At 34.1% G+C, this 16,499-nt stretch carries 15 protein-coding genes; all 15 read left to right on the plus strand.

Features of this window, described 5'->3' with window-relative positions; translation table 11 throughout:
- The first annotated feature begins 28 nt into the window (after positions 1-28).
- The 15 genes from C794_RS08590 (at position 29) to C794_RS08660 (ending at position 16,439) form a co-directional block, all read left to right on the plus strand.
- Positions 29-754 carry a GntR family transcriptional regulator gene (locus C794_RS08590; RefSeq protein WP_017796727.1) on the plus strand — a complete coding sequence of 242 codons (726 nt, stop codon included), beginning with the start codon at positions 29-31 and terminating at the stop codon, positions 752-754.
- Positions 755-1,123: 369 nt separating this feature from the next.
- Positions 1,124-1,678, plus strand: coding sequence for a YkoP family protein (locus C794_RS08595; RefSeq protein WP_017796728.1), 555 nt, complete (start codon positions 1,124-1,126; stop codon positions 1,676-1,678).
- Positions 1,679-1,827: 149 nt separating this feature from the next.
- Entirely contained in the window at positions 1,828-2,937 is a 1,110-nt protein-coding gene (locus C794_RS08600) for an MGDG synthase family glycosyltransferase (protein ID WP_017796729.1), read from the plus strand.
- 81 nt (positions 2,938-3,018) lie between these two features.
- Positions 3,019-4,485 carry an alkaline phosphatase family protein gene (locus C794_RS08605; protein ID WP_017796730.1) on the plus strand — a complete coding sequence of 489 codons (1,467 nt, stop codon included), beginning with the start codon at positions 3,019-3,021 and terminating at the stop codon, positions 4,483-4,485.
- A 171-nt stretch (positions 4,486-4,656) separates the two neighbouring features.
- Positions 4,657-5,946, plus strand: coding sequence for an EF-P 5-aminopentanol modification-associated protein YfmF (gene yfmF / locus C794_RS08610; protein ID WP_017796731.1), 1,290 nt, complete (start codon positions 4,657-4,659; stop codon positions 5,944-5,946).
- Complete coding sequence (gene yfmH / locus C794_RS08615) at positions 5,939-7,222, plus strand: EF-P 5-aminopentanol modification-associated protein YfmH (protein ID WP_017796732.1); 1,284 nt, start codon at positions 5,939-5,941, stop codon at positions 7,220-7,222. Before yfmF ends, yfmH begins: the two co-directional genes overlap by 8 nt.
- A gap of 9 nt (positions 7,223-7,231) precedes the next feature.
- Positions 7,232-7,948 carry an elongation factor P 5-aminopentanone reductase gene (ymfI, locus tag C794_RS08620; RefSeq protein ID WP_017796733.1) on the plus strand — a complete coding sequence of 239 codons (717 nt, stop codon included), beginning with the start codon at positions 7,232-7,234 and terminating at the stop codon, positions 7,946-7,948.
- An 80-nt stretch (positions 7,949-8,028) separates the two neighbouring features.
- Positions 8,029-8,277, plus strand: coding sequence for a DUF3243 domain-containing protein (locus tag C794_RS08625; RefSeq protein ID WP_017796734.1), 249 nt, complete (start codon positions 8,029-8,031; stop codon positions 8,275-8,277).
- A 205-nt stretch (positions 8,278-8,482) separates the two neighbouring features.
- Positions 8,483-9,268, plus strand: a complete 786-nt coding sequence (locus tag C794_RS08630; RefSeq protein ID WP_017796735.1) for a DUF3388 domain-containing protein — start codon at positions 8,483-8,485, stop codon at positions 9,266-9,268.
- A 28-nt stretch (positions 9,269-9,296) separates the two neighbouring features.
- Positions 9,297-10,211, plus strand: a complete 915-nt coding sequence (locus tag C794_RS08635; RefSeq protein ID WP_017796736.1) for a helix-turn-helix domain-containing protein — start codon at positions 9,297-9,299, stop codon at positions 10,209-10,211.
- Between the two features lie 252 nt (positions 10,212-10,463).
- Complete coding sequence (pgsA, locus tag C794_RS08640; RefSeq protein WP_017796737.1) at positions 10,464-11,042, plus strand: CDP-diacylglycerol--glycerol-3-phosphate 3-phosphatidyltransferase; 579 nt, start codon at positions 10,464-10,466, stop codon at positions 11,040-11,042.
- Positions 11,042-12,304, plus strand: a complete 1,263-nt coding sequence (locus C794_RS08645; RefSeq protein ID WP_017796738.1) for a competence/damage-inducible protein A — start codon at positions 11,042-11,044, stop codon at positions 12,302-12,304. The genes pgsA and C794_RS08645 overlap by 1 nt, the downstream gene beginning before the upstream one ends.
- Positions 12,305-12,462: 158 nt before the next feature.
- The gene (gene recA, locus C794_RS08650) at positions 12,463-13,506 is read left to right on the plus strand and encodes a recombinase RecA (RefSeq protein ID WP_017796739.1); all 1,044 of its coding nucleotides are present in this window, start codon (positions 12,463-12,465) and stop codon (positions 13,504-13,506) included.
- A gap of 320 nt (positions 13,507-13,826) precedes the next feature.
- A complete protein-coding gene (gene rny / locus C794_RS08655) occupies positions 13,827-15,389 on the plus strand; it encodes a ribonuclease Y (protein WP_017796740.1) in 1,563 nt (520 codons plus the stop codon).
- A 252-nt stretch (positions 15,390-15,641) separates the two neighbouring features.
- The gene (locus C794_RS08660; RefSeq protein WP_017796741.1) at positions 15,642-16,439 is read left to right on the plus strand and encodes a TIGR00282 family metallophosphoesterase; all 798 of its coding nucleotides are present in this window, start codon (positions 15,642-15,644) and stop codon (positions 16,437-16,439) included.
- The last annotated feature ends 60 nt before the right edge of the window (positions 16,440-16,499 follow it).

A 16,499-nucleotide genomic window follows, 5' to 3' on the forward strand; every position in this document is an offset into this window, starting at 1 on the left:
GTAGTTGGCATTAGTGGAGGTGAATTATATGTCTATTCGTGCGGATGCAAGACATTTATATTTACAAGTTATTGATGAAATTCGAAAAGAAATTGATAGAGGCGTTTACCTAGAAAATGAAAAACTCCCATCGGAATATGAATTGTCAAAGCATTTAGGTGTTTCAAGAGCTACCTTAAGGGAAGCACTTCGTATTTTAGAGGAGGATAATGTAGTAACTAGGAGACATGGTGTAGGAACTTTTGTAAATCCAAAGCCGATTTTTTCATCTGGGATTGAAGAGCTAACGAGCGTTACACAGATGATTGAACAATCTGGAAAAGTAGCAGGTACACAATATTTATCTGCTGAAGTTGTCCAAGCAACCGATGAAGATCGCTCCAAATTTAACAATCAGTCATTAACATCATTATCTAAAATTGAACGTGTTCGTACGGCTGATAATGATCCTGTAGTGTTTTGTATTGATAAGATTCCAACTAAGTTGATTCCGATTGAAGTATTACGAGATGAAGCGTCCATTTTTAATGTGTTTGAATCCTATACGAAGAAACGTGTTGCATATGCGGTTACATATATTGAACCGGTAAGCTATCATGACCGAATTTATAGTATTTTAAATTATGCATCTGATCAACCGTTACTATTATTAAAGCAAGTGCATTATACGAGTGATGATGAACCAGTTCTATATTCATCTAATTATTTTCGAGCAGATACATTTAGCTTTTATGTATTACGAAAACGTGTTTAATAAAGGAGGTGATTTTCGTTTCTTACGAAAATCACCTCCTTTAATGTAATTATCTGTAGGCACTTCTTATATTAAGACTTTAAGAAGGTTAGAAAATGTCTCAATAAGAATTAACAAATCAAGGTTTTGAATAGAATCATACCGATCCGTAGCAATGGAAATCTTACTTTAATTAGAACATTTAAATTCCCCAACGGATAATAATTCTTTAATCATAATCCTTGTTCAAATTAAATTTATTAAGATACATATGATTAAAATACTTATAATTAGTAAAAAATAACAGCATATAAATTAAAATCGATTATCACTGATAAAAGGTTTTGGGGAACAAGTTATATATAATTAACTTAATGTAGGGAGAATCTAATGAGAAATTATTTATTAGATGTCTGGAATATAATTGATCCAATATATTACACATGTTCACGATTACATAGCGTATCTGAAAATGATCAGAAGAATAGTAATAATACGTTGTTTCGAGTTCGGTTAACTAATTATCTAGGAAATGACGTAGTTCTGCAAGACGGCACTATTATTCATAAACATGATCTATTGTTGAAAATACATCTTCATAATGTAAAGATACTAAATGAATTGCGTAAAACCGATAATCAGTTTAAAAAAGCTTTATATATTTACCATGAAATAAAACGTGGGCTACCTATGTTGGCAAATTATATAAGTCTTCATGAAAAAAGTAATGAAATTAAGGGGATCATAGGAATTACCTCATTGTCCCAGGGTGCGAATAAGTTAGGATTTGAAGTATTTGACATTAAGAATACTTACTATCGTACGTATAAAAAATACGCAATCTCTCCAATGAATTTTATCGCAAATACAAGTATCAAAGCTCCCGTTTATTTATTGATGTCTAAAAACAAATTAATTAATACTTACCATTTTTCTAGGATTTGAAGAATTATGATAACAACTTCTAAAGCAAATATGAAATAAGCAAACTGAGTTTAATACTGATTTTTGGGCAGGTTAGCTAGCCTTGTCCAAATAATATGTATTAATTTATATTTTATTGGAAATTAAAGAGGTCATATGGAGTTGAGCCAATGAAAAGTAATAATGGAAAGGCATTATTTCTACCTTTTATGCAAATTCCTACAGGTCATCATCATGTAGCGGAGGCTTTAATGGATGAACTTAATAAGAGTAATCATTCTATTCAATCAGAAAAAGTAGATATCCTCGCATATAGCTATGGAAAGTTAGAAAGAATAGTTTCAAATACCTATCTATTGTGGATTAGGTTTATTCCACATACATATAATTGGATGTATGATCAAGTGGCTAATAGTGAACTAACAAGTAATAGAAAAATCTTGTTTGAGTTTTTGTTTCTATCTTTTTTTAAACGACTAATAAAAGAAACCAAACCTGAAATACTTTTTTGTACGCATGCGCTACCTTCTTATCTTGCAGGTCGCTTAAAAAGTACGCATAACCTTAGTGCTATTATCGTAAATGTCTATACGGATTATTTTGTTAATAATATATGGGGAATAGATGGTATAGATTATCATATTGTTCCTTCTGTACAGGTAAAGTTTCATTTAATGCGTAAAGGAGTGAAGGAACAAAATATATTTGTAACCGGTATACCAGTACATGGAGCATTTTATCCAAAACCTATTGCGTTTCAAACCAATAAGATAAACATATTGGTAACTGGTGGAAGTCTCGGAATAGGAGATATAGATGAATTACTGCCACATAAATCTTCACTTAAAAATCTTCATTATTATGTATTATGCGGAAAAAATAAACGTTTGTATGAAACATTAAAGAATAGGAGAAATATAAGGATTACCCCTATCCCTTATATTAATAATAAACAGGAAATGAATAGGATTTACGATAAAGTAGATGCTGTACTAACAAAGCCCGGCGGTGTTACTGTAAGTGAATGCTTGAAAAAGAAGAAAGTCATATTTATTAGCAATACCTTACCTGGTCAAGAGAGAATCAATTTAGATCAATTAAAATATTTAGGATTAGTTATTCCGATCAATCTACATAACCAAACAGTGGAAAATCAGATTGTAAGTTTTTTTTCTAGCAAATCAAGAAGAAGACAATATCAAGCTAATATGGAAAGATATCATAGCAGCTTAGAAAATAAATCAATGATAGAAATATTAGATTTGATCATAAAAAAATAATCTGTATTTCATTGTAGATAAATAAATATCAGTTGGTTCAATTTTGTAATTATTGACTCATAGATAGGATGAAAATAAATAATGGAAAACTATTCAAAAAATCATAAGCCAATTATCTTATTAAATATCGACTCTTTAATGTCCATGCCATTAGAAACAGCGGCTCAAACAGGACATGCACCTGCCTTACAATTTTTAATGGAAAAAGGTTCATATATCCCCAATTTGGTCAGTTCATTTCCAACAATGTCGGTAACAATTGACAGTACACTTATAACAGGAACATATGCTGATAAGCATCACATTCCAGGATTAAATTGGTTTGATGATGCTAATAAGCAAATCGTTAATTATGGGACAGGCTTACGTGAGACGTTTCGGCTGGGGATGCGTAAATCTATTCATAATATGCTTTATCGTCTGAATAATGAACATTTAAGTAATACTGTTTCGACAATATATGAAGACTTAGCTAATAAGGGAATTCCTTCAGCGTCGATTAATTCATTTGTTTACCGTGGGAATAGTCCAAAACGACTTCAGGTTCCTCGATTACTATCTACATTTACGCGATTTGAAGATGGAAAATGGACAACTAATACTTCTCCGATTTTCTCATTAGGTCTTTTTTCTAAACTACGCAAGAGGGGATTTACAAAACAAATCGCAGCGGGTAATCATAAATTTACAGCTAAAGAATTACGTTATTTAATTAAAAAAAATAAATTACCAAGCTTTACATTTTGTATTTTTCAGGATTTGGATGCTCGAATGCATTTTCGAGGTCCCATGGATATCAAAGGCATTGCAAAAATAGATAGGGAAATTCAAAAAATATTGAATTTGTATCCGACCTGGGAAGAAGCAGTTAAACAAAATATTTGGATGGTAATGGGGGATAACGGACATTCTCCAACAGGTGGAAATTATCGCAAATATGTCATAGACTTACGGAAATTATTGAAAAAATTTCAAATATCTAGAATTGAACGCCCAGTCAATAATAAAGATCAACTTGTCATATGTGTAAATCAGCGAATGGCATATATTTATGTATTGGACAAAGCGCTTCCCTTGTATAAGGTTAGTGATGTACTTAAAAATGATCCTCGAATTGATATAATTGCCTGGAAAGATAAAAATTCAGTTCATGTTTCTTCAGGCGTAAAAGACGGTGAGTTGCACTTTTCTCCATCAGGACAATATAAAGATGAATATAATCAAACATGGAAGTTAAAGGGAAATCATGAAATTCTAGATTTACGACTTACAAATGACAATGAGGTGTTCTACGGGCAATACCCAGATGCATTAGCTAGGCTTAATAGTGCTTTGAACTCTCACTCTGGTCGTTTTATTGTTGTAAATGCGAAACCTGGCTATGATTTTAAGGCACAGTTAACACCTTTTCATATAAGTGGTGCAGCTCATGGTTCTTTGCATAGACAAGAATCCCATGTTCCATTAATAATTGCAGGTACAAGCATAAAACCAAAATATTTCCGTCTAGTGGATATGAAAGAATATATTCTTCAATTAATCTTATAACATTAAATTGTAAATAAACTTCGTTTTTTTACGGAGGGTAATTTGCTTTTTTAGTAATTATTAATAGGTGATTTCGCTCTCACGACAACATTATTATTTTCCTGTATAATGGATGACAGCTGGAAAAATAGTGCAGAATAGGAAAGATGAATATTTTATTGGAGGGTGCCCATGAAAGTACAAGTTAAACAACAGACCATTGATGGGATGAAGTTTCATTTAGTTCCAAATAAAAAACATAAAACAATTTCTCTTATTGCAAAATTACGTGCTCCATTACAGCGTGATACAGTAACAAAACGCGCGTTACTTCCATATGTACTAAAACAAGGTACGGCGTCTTTCCCTACTCGAATGGATTTACAAAAAGAATTGGATGAATTATATGGTGCAACTTTAGCTATAACTGGCGGGAAAAAAGGAGAAAATCATATCCTGACGATTCGACTAGAAGTAGCAAATGAAAAATTTATTCCAGATGCATCTACAGTAATGCGTCGTGCTGCAATGTTATTTGAAGAAGTACTTTTTCAATTGAATGGGGAAGATGCATTTAAAGAAGAAATTTTTGAACGTGAAAAAAAGACATTGTTACAGAAGATACATGCTCTAAAAGACGACAAAATGAATTATGCAAATACACGATTAATGGATGAAATGTGTGAAGTTGAACCTTATTCCTTACATGTACAAGGGTATGAAGATGATCTGATTTCCTTGCAAAATGAAGATTTATTTGCATATGCAAAGTCTATTATCAAAGAAGACACGATGGATGTTTATGTGACAGGTGATTTTCAAATAAAAGAAATGATGGAATTAATGGAAGAGCTATTGTCTGGAAAAACAAATCAATCGAATAAGCCAGTGGCTCCAAGTAAATCAGAATCATCGTCTAGCTCTTCTCCAAAAGAAATTGTTGAAGAAGATACTGTACAACAAGCAAAGTTGCATATTGGTTACCGAACGAATATTTTGTTTGAGGACCCAAAATACGCAGCTTTACAAGTGTTTAATGGTTTATTTGGAGCATTTCCAAGTTCTAAGTTATTTATTAATGTACGTGAAAAGAATAGCTTAGCGTACTATGCATCTTCACGATTAGAAAGCCATAAAGGTCTTATGGTCGTAATGAGTGGTATTGCTCCTGAAGATTATGTAAAAGCTCGAGACATAATCCGAGAACAAGTAGAGGAAATGAAAAAAGGTTCCTTTACCGATGAAGAATTTGAAGAAACAAAACAATTAATTATTAATCAACTTTTAGAGACAATGGATCATCCGCAAGGTTTAGTAGAGCTTTTGTATCAACAGGAAGTTGGCGGGAAAATCCTTCCACCAGAACAATTAATTAAAGATATTAAATCCGTAACGAAACAACAAGTGATAGAAGTTGCTAAGGAAATTGAAGAAGATACAGTTTATTTGTTAACGAGTAAGGGTGGTGAAAAAAATGAATAAAGAAGTATTTCAAGAATTAGGTGAGACCCTTTATACAAAACAATTACCTAATGGATTAAACGTATATTTATTACCAAAGTCAGAGATGTCGAAAACATATGGAATTTTCTCTACAAACTATGGTTCCGTTGATCAAACGTTTATACCACTCGGTGAAAATAAAAAAATAACAGTTCCTGAAGGAGTTGCTCACTTTTTAGAGCATAAGTTATTCGAAAAAGAGGATAGAGATGTTTTCGCTGATTTTAGTAAACAAGGCGCTTCACCAAATGCGTTTACTTCATTTACACAAACAGCATATTTATTTTCTGCGACAAGTCAAATTGAAAAAAATGTGCTCACGTTAATTGATTTTGTTCAGGACCCATATTTTTCTGAAGCGTCCGTTGAGAAAGAAAAAGGAATTATCGCACAAGAAATTAAAATGTACGATGATCAACCGGATTGGCAATCCTTCATGGGGACGATTAAAGCAATGTTTCACGAGCATCCAGTGAACATAGATATTGCTGGGACCGTAGAGTCTATATCTTCTATAACTAAAGATGATTTATATACTTGTTATCAAACGTTTTATCATCCTGAAAACATGAGTTTATTTGTTGCTGGTAATTTTAATCCTCAGTCAATGATGGATTTAATTACAGATAACCAATCCAAGAAAGATTTCCAAAAGTTGGAGAAGATTCAACGATTTTTACCAAATGAATCTGATCAGGTAGCAGAAAAAAATAAAAAAATTACAATGCCTGTGTCTATACCTAAGTGTACAGTGGGGATTAAAGAACCAATAAATAATTTAAAAGGAAACGATTTTCTCCAAAGAGATATGTTAGTTGGAATGTTTTTAAGCCACTTTTTCTCAACAGGAGGACCATTTTACCAAGAATTATATGAAGATGGATTAATTGATGATTCCTTCTATTTTGAGACAAATTTAGATGCAACATTTGGTTATTCTTTGATAGGAACAAATACAGATCAACCAAACCGATTTAGTGATCGGGTAAAAGATTTATTGCTATCAACAAAAGATATCAGATTAGATGAAGAAACATTTACAAGAATGAAGAAGAAGAAAATAGGACAGTTATTACGTTCGATGAACTCACTGGAGTTTACCGCAAATAAATTTACTTCTTATTTAAATTTAGGTGTGAATTTGTTTGAAATCGTTCCATTTATACAACAATTAACTGTGGATGATGCAAATCAATTTTTACATGAGTGGATTGTTGAAGAAAGATTAGCTACATGTACAATTTCTGCAGAATAAGGTGAAAATATGAGGGGAAATGTACTTGTTATTGGTGCGAGTGGAGAAATCGGTATTGCTATTGCTCTTAAACTCGCTCGAGAAGGATATTCATTGTTATTACATTACCATCAAAATGTTGAACCGATATTACAATTACAACTTGAATTAAATGAAGATGCTATCTTAGGATTTTATCAAGCTGATTTAAGTACCAATGATGGAATACATCATTTAATTAATCAATTGGACCTTGAGATTGATGGTATTGTGTTTGCTGGTGGTAATGCACATTTTAATATGTTTCAAGAAAGTTTAGAGACAGAAATGGATGAAATGTTACATTTGCATGTTAAAGCTCCTTGGATGATTACTAAACACTTATTACCTAATATGATACGAAAAAATAAAGGTCATATTGTATTTATCACTTCTATTTGGGGTGACCGTGGTGCAAGCAATGAGGTGATGTATTCTTCTGTAAAAGGTGCTCAAAACAGTTTTGTAAGAGCCTTAGCGAAAGAGGTGTCTTTAAGTGGTATCTCGGTTAATGGAGTAAGCCCTGGTTTTATTCAGACAAAAATGAATGCACATTTATCAGCAGAAGAAGTTCACTCCATTATCGAAGAAATCCCTCTTAATCGTGCTGGCTTACCTGAGGAAGTAGCAAATGCGGTTCACTTTTTGATAAGTGATCAATCGAGTTATATTCGTGGTGAAATTATTGAAGTTAATGGAGCATGGTAAAAATATACTTTTTCATGAATATTTTCGATCGAATCCTCAAATAATAAGTTTGACTCTATGAATATGAGGAGGAAATCGAAATGTCTATTTTAGATAATTTTGACTCATGGAAAGGTTTTTTAGCTGATCGACTCGAGCAAGCTCAGGCTAATGGAGCAGATCAGAAAACAATTTCTGGGTTAGCAGCTGAAGTGGGAGACTATCTTGCACAAAGTGTAAATGCTCAAAATCCGGAAGAAGAAGTTCTAAAGGAATTGTGGAATGCAGCTTCTGAAGAAGAACAACAAGCTCTTGCTAATACAATGATCAAACTTGTTCAGAAAAAATAATTATGATGAATAATTAGAGGAAAAGTTGTATAGTTGTAACTGTACAACTTTTTCTTTTTTATCGATTCGACAGTTTTTTTAGAAAATCATTTAAAGTTATTTTGAAAAATAGTAAAAAATGTTATATTCTAATAGAAAATTTTACATAAATTCGTTATGATAATACATAGTACTGAATATAACCTATTATATAAAGGGGTACATTATGGAAAGAGTAGAGTGGTATTTAGAATATGAGAACCTAAAAAACCGACCAGGCTTACTTGGAGAAATAGCTTCTTTGCTTGGAATGCTTTCCATTAATATAATTACAATCAATGGTGTAGAAAATTCACGAAGAGGAATGCTATTGTTGTCGAAATATGATGAAAATATTATGAGATTAAAGTCTATACTAAGTACTATGGATGCAATAAAAGTGCATAAAATTAGAAAACCTAAGCTCCGTGATAAGATGGCAGTTCGTCACGGTAAGTACATTCATACGGATAGTGATGATCGAAAGACCATTCGATTTGTAAGAGACGAGTTAGGTTTACTTGTTGATTTTATGGCTGAATTATATAAAGTTGAAGGTCATAAACTAATTGGAATTCGTGGTATGCCACGGGTGGGAAAGACAGAATCAATTGTTGCAGCTAGTGTTAGTGCCAATAAACGATGGTTATTTGTTTCAAGTACGATGATAAAACAAACTGTTCGTAAAAGTTTAATCGAAGGTGAATATAATCCAGATAATATTTATATTATAGATGGGGTAGTCTCAAAAAGAAAGGCGAACGAACAACATTGGCAATTAATTCGTGAAATAATGCAACTTCCTACTATTAAAGTAGTTGAGCATCCTGACATATTTGTTCAATCTACGGAATATAGTATGGATGATTTTGATTATATCATCGAATTACGCACGGATGAAAATGAAGAGATTACATATGAAACAGTAGAAAAGCAAGATTTTCATCAGCAGGACGGGTTTTCTATGTTTTAATATTTTTTGATTATGGAAGGTGTTTTATATGGATGTTGGTGCGAAATTAAAAGAGGCACGTTTATCTAGTGGGATTTCACTAGATAGTTTACAGGAAACGACAAAAATTCAAAAAAGATATTTAGTGGCAATTGAAGAGGGTAATCTTCATATTTTACCTGGTAAGTTTTATGCAAGAGCTTTTATAAAAGAGTATGCAACTGCTGTAGGATTGGATCCAAATGAACTTCTCGAAGAACATAGAGAAGAATTGCCTAGTACGGAAGAGGAAAATGTTCAATATACACGTATTCAACGAACAAGAAGAGAAAATAATAGTAATGATAAAGGTTCACGCATTTCTTCAAGTATTCCTTCAATTATTGTCGTTCTATTAGTAATTGGTATTATTATTGTTGCTTGGTTATTTATCCGTGCTAATTCTTCTGATGCTACAGATCCATCTGAAGAACCTCAGGAAAACAATGTTATTATTGAAGATGGAACCAATGATTCTAATACTGATTCAGGTGAAGGAACATCTAATGAGGGTGAAGAAGAGAATAATGAAGAAAATGGTGATGCTGCTGAAGATAATAACGAATCTGAAGACAGTCCATCTGAAGAACTATCTGTTGAAGTAATCGAGGAAGGAACCGGAAGTTCACCAAATTCAGTTATTGGTGTAAGCAATTACGGTGATGAAGTTACTGTTTCTGTAGATGTAACTGGCGATGGCGAGGAATCGTGGTTAGAGGTTACAAGTGGAAGTGGTGAATCTTTATTTAGTAGTGTCTTCAACGCTGAAGCAGCTCCTCAAGAATGGGACGCTTCTGATTTTGATTCTATTTCATTAAATGTTGGATATGCGCCAGCCGTAACCATCTCTATTAACGGAACAGAAATAGAATATCCAGTAGACATGTCTACCGTACACCAAAAATTAGAAATTCAGTTTAATTAATCGTAGAAAGAGGCTGGGACATAGCTAAAAGATTTGGTCAAAAGACGAATGTTATTTTGAGAAATTTTAAGAAATATACGCAGACTCTTGTGAGGACCGCGGGATTGCTTAAGCAAACGGAGAATCATCGATTGTACTAGCGAAGCATATTTCTGAAGAAGCTTTTCAAAATACTTTATTTCGATTTATCTTTTGATTAATTCTTTTGTCCCAGCCTCTGTATTTAGTAATTAAAAGATGGAGGTAGACAGAATGAATTTACCAAATAAGTTAACGTTTTCCAGAATATTAATGATTCCAATTTTTATATTATTATTATCTATTCCTTTTCCTTGGGGGGCTTGGGATATTGGAAGTACTGAATTACCAGTTACCCATTTTCTAGCAGCACTGATTTTTATTATTGCAGCTGCTACGGATTGGGTTGATGGTTACTACGCTAGAAAACATCAATTAGTTACGAACTTAGGAAAATTTATGGATCCACTTGCAGATAAGTTATTAGTATCTGCAGCACTGATACTATTAGTGGAAATGGAAATTGCTCCGGCATGGATAGTCATCATTATAATAAGTAGAGAATTAGCTGTAACTGGTTTAAGATTAGTGGCTGCTGGTGAAGGAATCGTCCTTGCAGCAGGAAGTATGGGTAAATTAAAAACTGCAACACAAATGATTGCGATCGCAGTATTATTACTACATAATTTCCCATTTTCTTATATTGATTTTCCTTTTGGAATAATCATGCTTTATCTTGCATTAATTTTCACTATTATCTCCGGAGTTGACTATTTTGTTAAAAACTGGCATGTGATGAGGGATTCAAAATAATGAAAAATTATCAAGCTGAAATAGTCGCGGTTGGAACAGAACTGTTATTAGGTCAAATAGCGAATACAAATGCACAATGGTTATCCGAAAAATTAGCTTCTTATGGTATTAATATATACAATCACACAGTAGTAGGAGATAATCTAGGACGAGTTGAGCAGGCTTTCGAGCTTGCTCAATCGCGTTCTGATATTGTCATTGTTACAGGTGGCCTTGGACCGACTGCGGATGACCTTACTCGTGAAGGATTCCAACAGATGACAGGATTAGCATTAGTTGAAGATCAAAAAAGCATGGAAAAAATAGAGACATTCTTTCAAAATCGCGGACAAACGATGACACCAAATAACCGAAAACAGGCTCGTGTATTTGAAGGGTCTACAGTATTAACAAATAACGCAGGAATGGCACCTGGAATGTACGTTCATTATCAATCTTGCCATTGGTTCTTTTTACCGGGAGTGCCTCGTGAGATGAAACATATTTCGCAAGAGGAACTATTTCCATTTTTAGAGACATTAACTGGTAAACAACGAATTATACAATCCGTTGCCCTAAAATTTAGTGGTATCGGTGAATCAGCATTAGAGCATGCATTATCAGACTTAATTGAAAAGCAAACTAATCCAACCATTGCTCCACTTGCACAAGATCAAGCCGTTGTCATTCGTCTAACTGCAAGTGGAGAAACAAAACAAGAAGCAGTAGAAATGTTAGAACAAACAAAAACACTAATTTTAGCAAGAATTGGAGAGTTTTGTTTTGGTGAGGATGATGAGTCAATAGAAGAGGTAGTTGTTCAACAACTAAAACATTTAGGTTATTCAATTAGTGCAGCAGAAAGTATTACCGGCGGAATGTTTTCTCAAAAAATTGTATCTGTGTCTGGAGCTTCGAATGTGTTTGCAGGTAGTTATATAACTTACCAGACCCGTATCAAAAAAGAAGTGTTAGAAATTCCTAGTGAAACTATAGATTCTCATGGTGTGGTTAGCCATGCATGTTCAGATATAATGGCATCAAATGTTTCTCGAAAAATGCAAACAAATTTAGGGATTTCATTTACTGGAATAGCAGGACCGAATGAACAAGAAGGGAAACCAGTCGGTACAGTCTATATCTCACTAGTAGATGATGATGAAGTGGTTGTTTCTAAAAAATTTAACTTTACTGGAAATAGAAATCATATACGGGATAGAGCTTGTTTAAAAGGATTTGAAATTATATATCAATATTTAAAAAATAAAAGTATTAAGAGTTAATAGTAGAAATCTATATTTACTAAACTATTTTTATAGCTTTTTTCTATATTTGATTATAAATAGATTATTAAAAAATAAGAACATCCATTCGTTTTTTTCTTGTTAAATACATAAAAACATTGTATGATAGATACAGATATGTGAAGGAGGTAGTTTCTTTGAGTGATAGAAAACAAGCGTTAGATATGGCTTTAAGACAAATAGAGAAGCAATTTGGTAAAGGTTCCATTATGAAAATGGGGGAAAATGAAATTCCAAAAATCGCTACTATCCCGAGTGGATCATTAGCATTAGATGTTGCCTTAGGTATCGGTGGTTATCCTCGTGGTCGTGTAGTCGAAATATATGGTCCGGAGTCCTCAGGTAAAACAACCGTTGCACTTCACGCTATTGCTGAAGCACAAAAACAAGGTGGACAAGCGGCATTTATAGATGCAGAGCATGCTCTTGATCCAGTATATGCGAAAGCTTTGGGTGTAAATATTGATGAATTACTATTATCTCAACCAGATACAGGAGAACAAGCTCTAGAAATTGCAGAGGCACTTGTTCGAAGTGGAGCTGTAGATATTATCGTAGTTGACTCTGTAGCTGCGCTTGTACCAAAAGCTGAAATTGAAGGTGAAATGGGAGATTCTCATGTCGGTTTACAAGCACGTTTAATGTCACAAGCTTTACGTAAATTATCTGGAGCGATAAATAAGTCAAAAACAACGGCAATATTTATTAACCAAATCCGGGAAAAAGTCGGTGTTATGTTCGGAAATCCAGAAACAACACCTGGTGGTAGAGCATTAAAATTCTATTCTTCAGTACGTTTAGAAGTAAGAAGAGCAGAAACATTGAAGCTTGGTAATGATGCGGTAGGAAATAAAGCACGAATTAAAGTTGTGAAAAATAAAGTTGCCCCACCGTTTAAACAAGCTGAAGTGGATATTATGTACGGAAAAGGGATTTCTAAAGAGGGAGAAGTATTAGATATTGGTTCTGATCTAGATATCGTTGTGAAAAGCGGTGCTTGGTATTCCTATAATAATGATCGTCTAGGACAAGGCCGTGAAAATGCAAAACAATATCTAAAAGAAAATGAAGAAGTATTAACTGAAATCCATCAGTCTATTCGTCAGCATTATGAGCTAGATAAAGTGGATGAAGATAAGACGGAAGAAGAACCTTCTCAAGAGAGTCTTGATTTAAAATAAACATAGTCCGGCTTGTATAAAACTCTAAGATCATAAACAAATGGTCTTAGGGTTTTTTTATAAAATTTGTGTGCTGTGGATAACGGGCGTTTGCGTCTTTGTTCTATATTTGTGATTTCTTTGATTTCAATATTCAGAAGAGCTTGGCAACATGGATATTATTTCCGGCGATTCCTTGACATTCAACCAATTGAGAATTAATATTAGAAGTGTATAATTTTATAATATCCATTATGAAATTAATATTTGATGCATTTAGAAAATGTTACATGCCGACACATATGAAATGTACAATTTTATAGGCAATAGGAGGTGAAATCATGGACATCGTTATCGTCGTCATCTCCATTTTGCTTGCTCTGATCGTCGGTATTGTTGTTGGTTATCTGGTACGCAGATCTATTGCAGAAGCAAAGATCTCTAGTGCGGAGAGACTTGCAAAGCAAATTGTCGAAGAAGCACACAGAAATGCAGATGCCGCCAAGAAAGAAGCGCTTCTTGAAGCAAAAGATGAAAATCATAAATTCCGTCAACAAGCGGAGGATGAAATAAGAGAGCGCCGTATGGAAGCTCAGAAGCAAGAAAATCGTCTGATGCAAAAAGAAGAGAATCTGGACCGAAAAGGTGAAACCTTAGACAAACGTGAGTCGAGTTTAGAGAGTAAAGAACAATCTCTAACCGAACAACAACAACAAATTGAAGAAATGAAAAGCAAAGTGGAAGCTATGAAAGACGAGCAGCAAACTGAGCTTGAGCGCATTTCAGGATATACTTCTGAACAGGCGAAACAGATTATTTTAGAGCGTATCGAAAAAGAGGTACAGCACGAATCAGCAGTAATGATTAAAGAGTCTGAAACACGTGCAAAAGAGGAAGCTGATAAAAAAGCCAAAAACATTTTATCTCTTGCCTTACAGCGATGTGCTGCAGACCATGTTGCTGAGACAACGGTTTCTGTTGTTAATTTGCCGAATGATGAAATGAAAGGTCGTATCATTGGTCGTGAAGGTAGAAACATACGAACTCTAGAAACCTTAACTGGAATTGATTTAATTATAGATGATACTCCAGAAGCAGTTATACTCTCCGGTTTCGATCCAATTCGACGTGAAATTGCTCGTATGGCATTAGAGAAGCTCGTGCAAGATGGTAGAATACACCCTGCACGTATCGAAGAAATGGTTGAGAAATCTAGACGCGAAGTGGACGAATATATTCGAGAAGTAGGTGAGGAAACTACTTTTGAAGTAGGAGTTCACGGCTTGCATCCGGATTTAGTGAAAATCTTAGGTCGTCTAAAATATCGTACAAGCTATGGTCAGAACGGACTGAAGCACTCAGCGGAAGTTGCTTACTTGTCAGGATTGTTAGCGGCTGAGCTAGGAGAAGATGTGACATTAGCTAGAAGAGCTGGTCTACTACATGATATCGGTAAAGCTATCGACCATGAAGTAGAAGGAAGTCATGTTGAAATCGGTAAAGAGCTAGCAATGAAGTATAATGAACACGAAGTCGTGATTAATTCAATTGCTTCCCACCATGGAGATGAAGAAGCGACATCAATTATTGCAGTATTGGTTGCTGCTGCAGACGCATTATCTGCAGCGAGACCTGGTGCTAGAAGTGAAACGCTGGAAAATTACATTAAACGACTAGAAAAACTCGAAGAAATCTCAGAATCCTTTGATGGCGTTGAAAAATCATTTGCTATTCAAGCGGGTAGAGAAATTCGTATCATGGTTAGACCTGATGAAATAGACGATATTGAATCTGTGCGCATCGCACGTGATATTCGTAAGCGAATTGAAGGCGAACTTGACTATCCTGGACATATAAAAGTTACTGTAATAAGGGAAACAAGAGCAGTTGAATACGCGAAATAAAAGCAGCGGCTGGAATATATTCTGCCACTGTAAGAAGAATTCCGGTTATCCATTAGATAACCGGAATTTTTTAATCATATCTGATTAGTACAAAATGGTTATTATTTCATATACTACATAAGTTTAATGGAGTAAGCATAGCTTTACTTGTATTTGATTATTCTTGTGCATCTAATTACCGAATTGTTTTTGACAATCGCTATTAGGTGTGAAAAACTAAATATATATATTGTAGATAGGATGATTGTTAGAATGAAAATTTTATTTATAGGTGATGTTGTTGGATCACCTGGTAGAGATATGGTATTTGAGTATCTACCTAAACTAAAGGATAAATATAAACCCCACATGACAATTATAAATGGGGAGAATGCTGCCGCTGGTAAGGGAATTACAGAAAAAATTTATAAACAATTTCTTGAAGCTGGTGCTCAAGTTATAACAATGGGAAATCATACGTGGGATAAGAAAGAAATCTTTGAGTTTATTGATGATGCTCATAATATGATTCGTCCAGCAAATTTTCCAGATAGTAATCCTGGTAAAGGAATTGTCTACTCAAATTTTAACGGTAAAGAGATTGCGATAATTAATTTACAAGGAAGAACCTTTCTACCGCCTGTAGATGATCCTTTTAAAAAAGCAGACGAACTTATTGAAGAAGCAAAGAAGAGAACAGATGTTATATTCGTTGATTTTCATGGAGAAGCAACGAGTGAAAAACAAGCAATGGGTTGGTATCTAAATGGCAGGGTATCGGCGGTTGTTGGGACACATACCCATACACAAACTGCTGATGAACGAATATTGCCAGGCGGTACCGCATATATATCTGATGTGGGGATGACAGGCCCGTATGATGGTATTTTAGGTGTAGAAAGAGAGACGATATTGAAAAGATTCTTAACATCTCTTCCGGTACGTTTTGAAATTGATAAAACGGGAAGAACACAGTTAAATGGAGTAATTATTACCATCGATGATACAACGGGCCAAGCGAAAAACATCGAGCGGATTATGATTAACGAGGACCATCCATTCTTCTCGTAATAATGATTTGTTGCTCCTAAAGGGAATATGCTAACATCTCCAAGAATATAGTAGCAGTAT

Source organism: Oceanobacillus kimchii X50, from assembly GCF_000340475.1.
Classification (GTDB): Bacteria; Bacillota; Bacilli; order Bacillales; family Amphibacillaceae; genus Oceanobacillus; species Oceanobacillus kimchii.

Coding starts and splice junctions, on each gene's coding strand:
- C794_RS08590 (WP_017796727.1), top strand. CDS start 29: ATGTCTATTCGTGCGGATGCAAGACATTTATATTTACAAGTTATTGAT.
- C794_RS08595 (WP_017796728.1), top strand. CDS start 1,124: ATGAGAAATTATTTATTAGATGTCTGGAATATAATTGATCCAATATAT.
- C794_RS08600 (WP_017796729.1), top strand. CDS start 1,828: ATGAAAAGTAATAATGGAAAGGCATTATTTCTACCTTTTATGCAAATT.
- C794_RS08605 (WP_017796730.1), top strand. CDS start 3,019: ATGGAAAACTATTCAAAAAATCATAAGCCAATTATCTTATTAAATATC.
- yfmF (WP_017796731.1), top strand. CDS start 4,657: ATGAAAGTACAAGTTAAACAACAGACCATTGATGGGATGAAGTTTCAT.
- yfmH (WP_017796732.1), top strand. CDS start 5,939: ATGAATAAAGAAGTATTTCAAGAATTAGGTGAGACCCTTTATACAAAA.
- ymfI (WP_017796733.1), top strand. CDS start 7,232: ATGAGGGGAAATGTACTTGTTATTGGTGCGAGTGGAGAAATCGGTATT.
- C794_RS08625 (WP_017796734.1), top strand. CDS start 8,029: ATGTCTATTTTAGATAATTTTGACTCATGGAAAGGTTTTTTAGCTGAT.
- C794_RS08630 (WP_017796735.1), top strand. CDS start 8,483: ATGGAAAGAGTAGAGTGGTATTTAGAATATGAGAACCTAAAAAACCGA.
- C794_RS08635 (WP_017796736.1), top strand. CDS start 9,297: ATGGATGTTGGTGCGAAATTAAAAGAGGCACGTTTATCTAGTGGGATT.
- pgsA (WP_017796737.1), top strand. CDS start 10,464: ATGAATTTACCAAATAAGTTAACGTTTTCCAGAATATTAATGATTCCA.
- C794_RS08645 (WP_017796738.1), top strand. CDS start 11,042: ATGAAAAATTATCAAGCTGAAATAGTCGCGGTTGGAACAGAACTGTTA.
- rny (WP_017796740.1), top strand. CDS start 13,827: ATGGACATCGTTATCGTCGTCATCTCCATTTTGCTTGCTCTGATCGTC.
- C794_RS08660 (WP_017796741.1), top strand. CDS start 15,642: ATGAAAATTTTATTTATAGGTGATGTTGTTGGATCACCTGGTAGAGAT.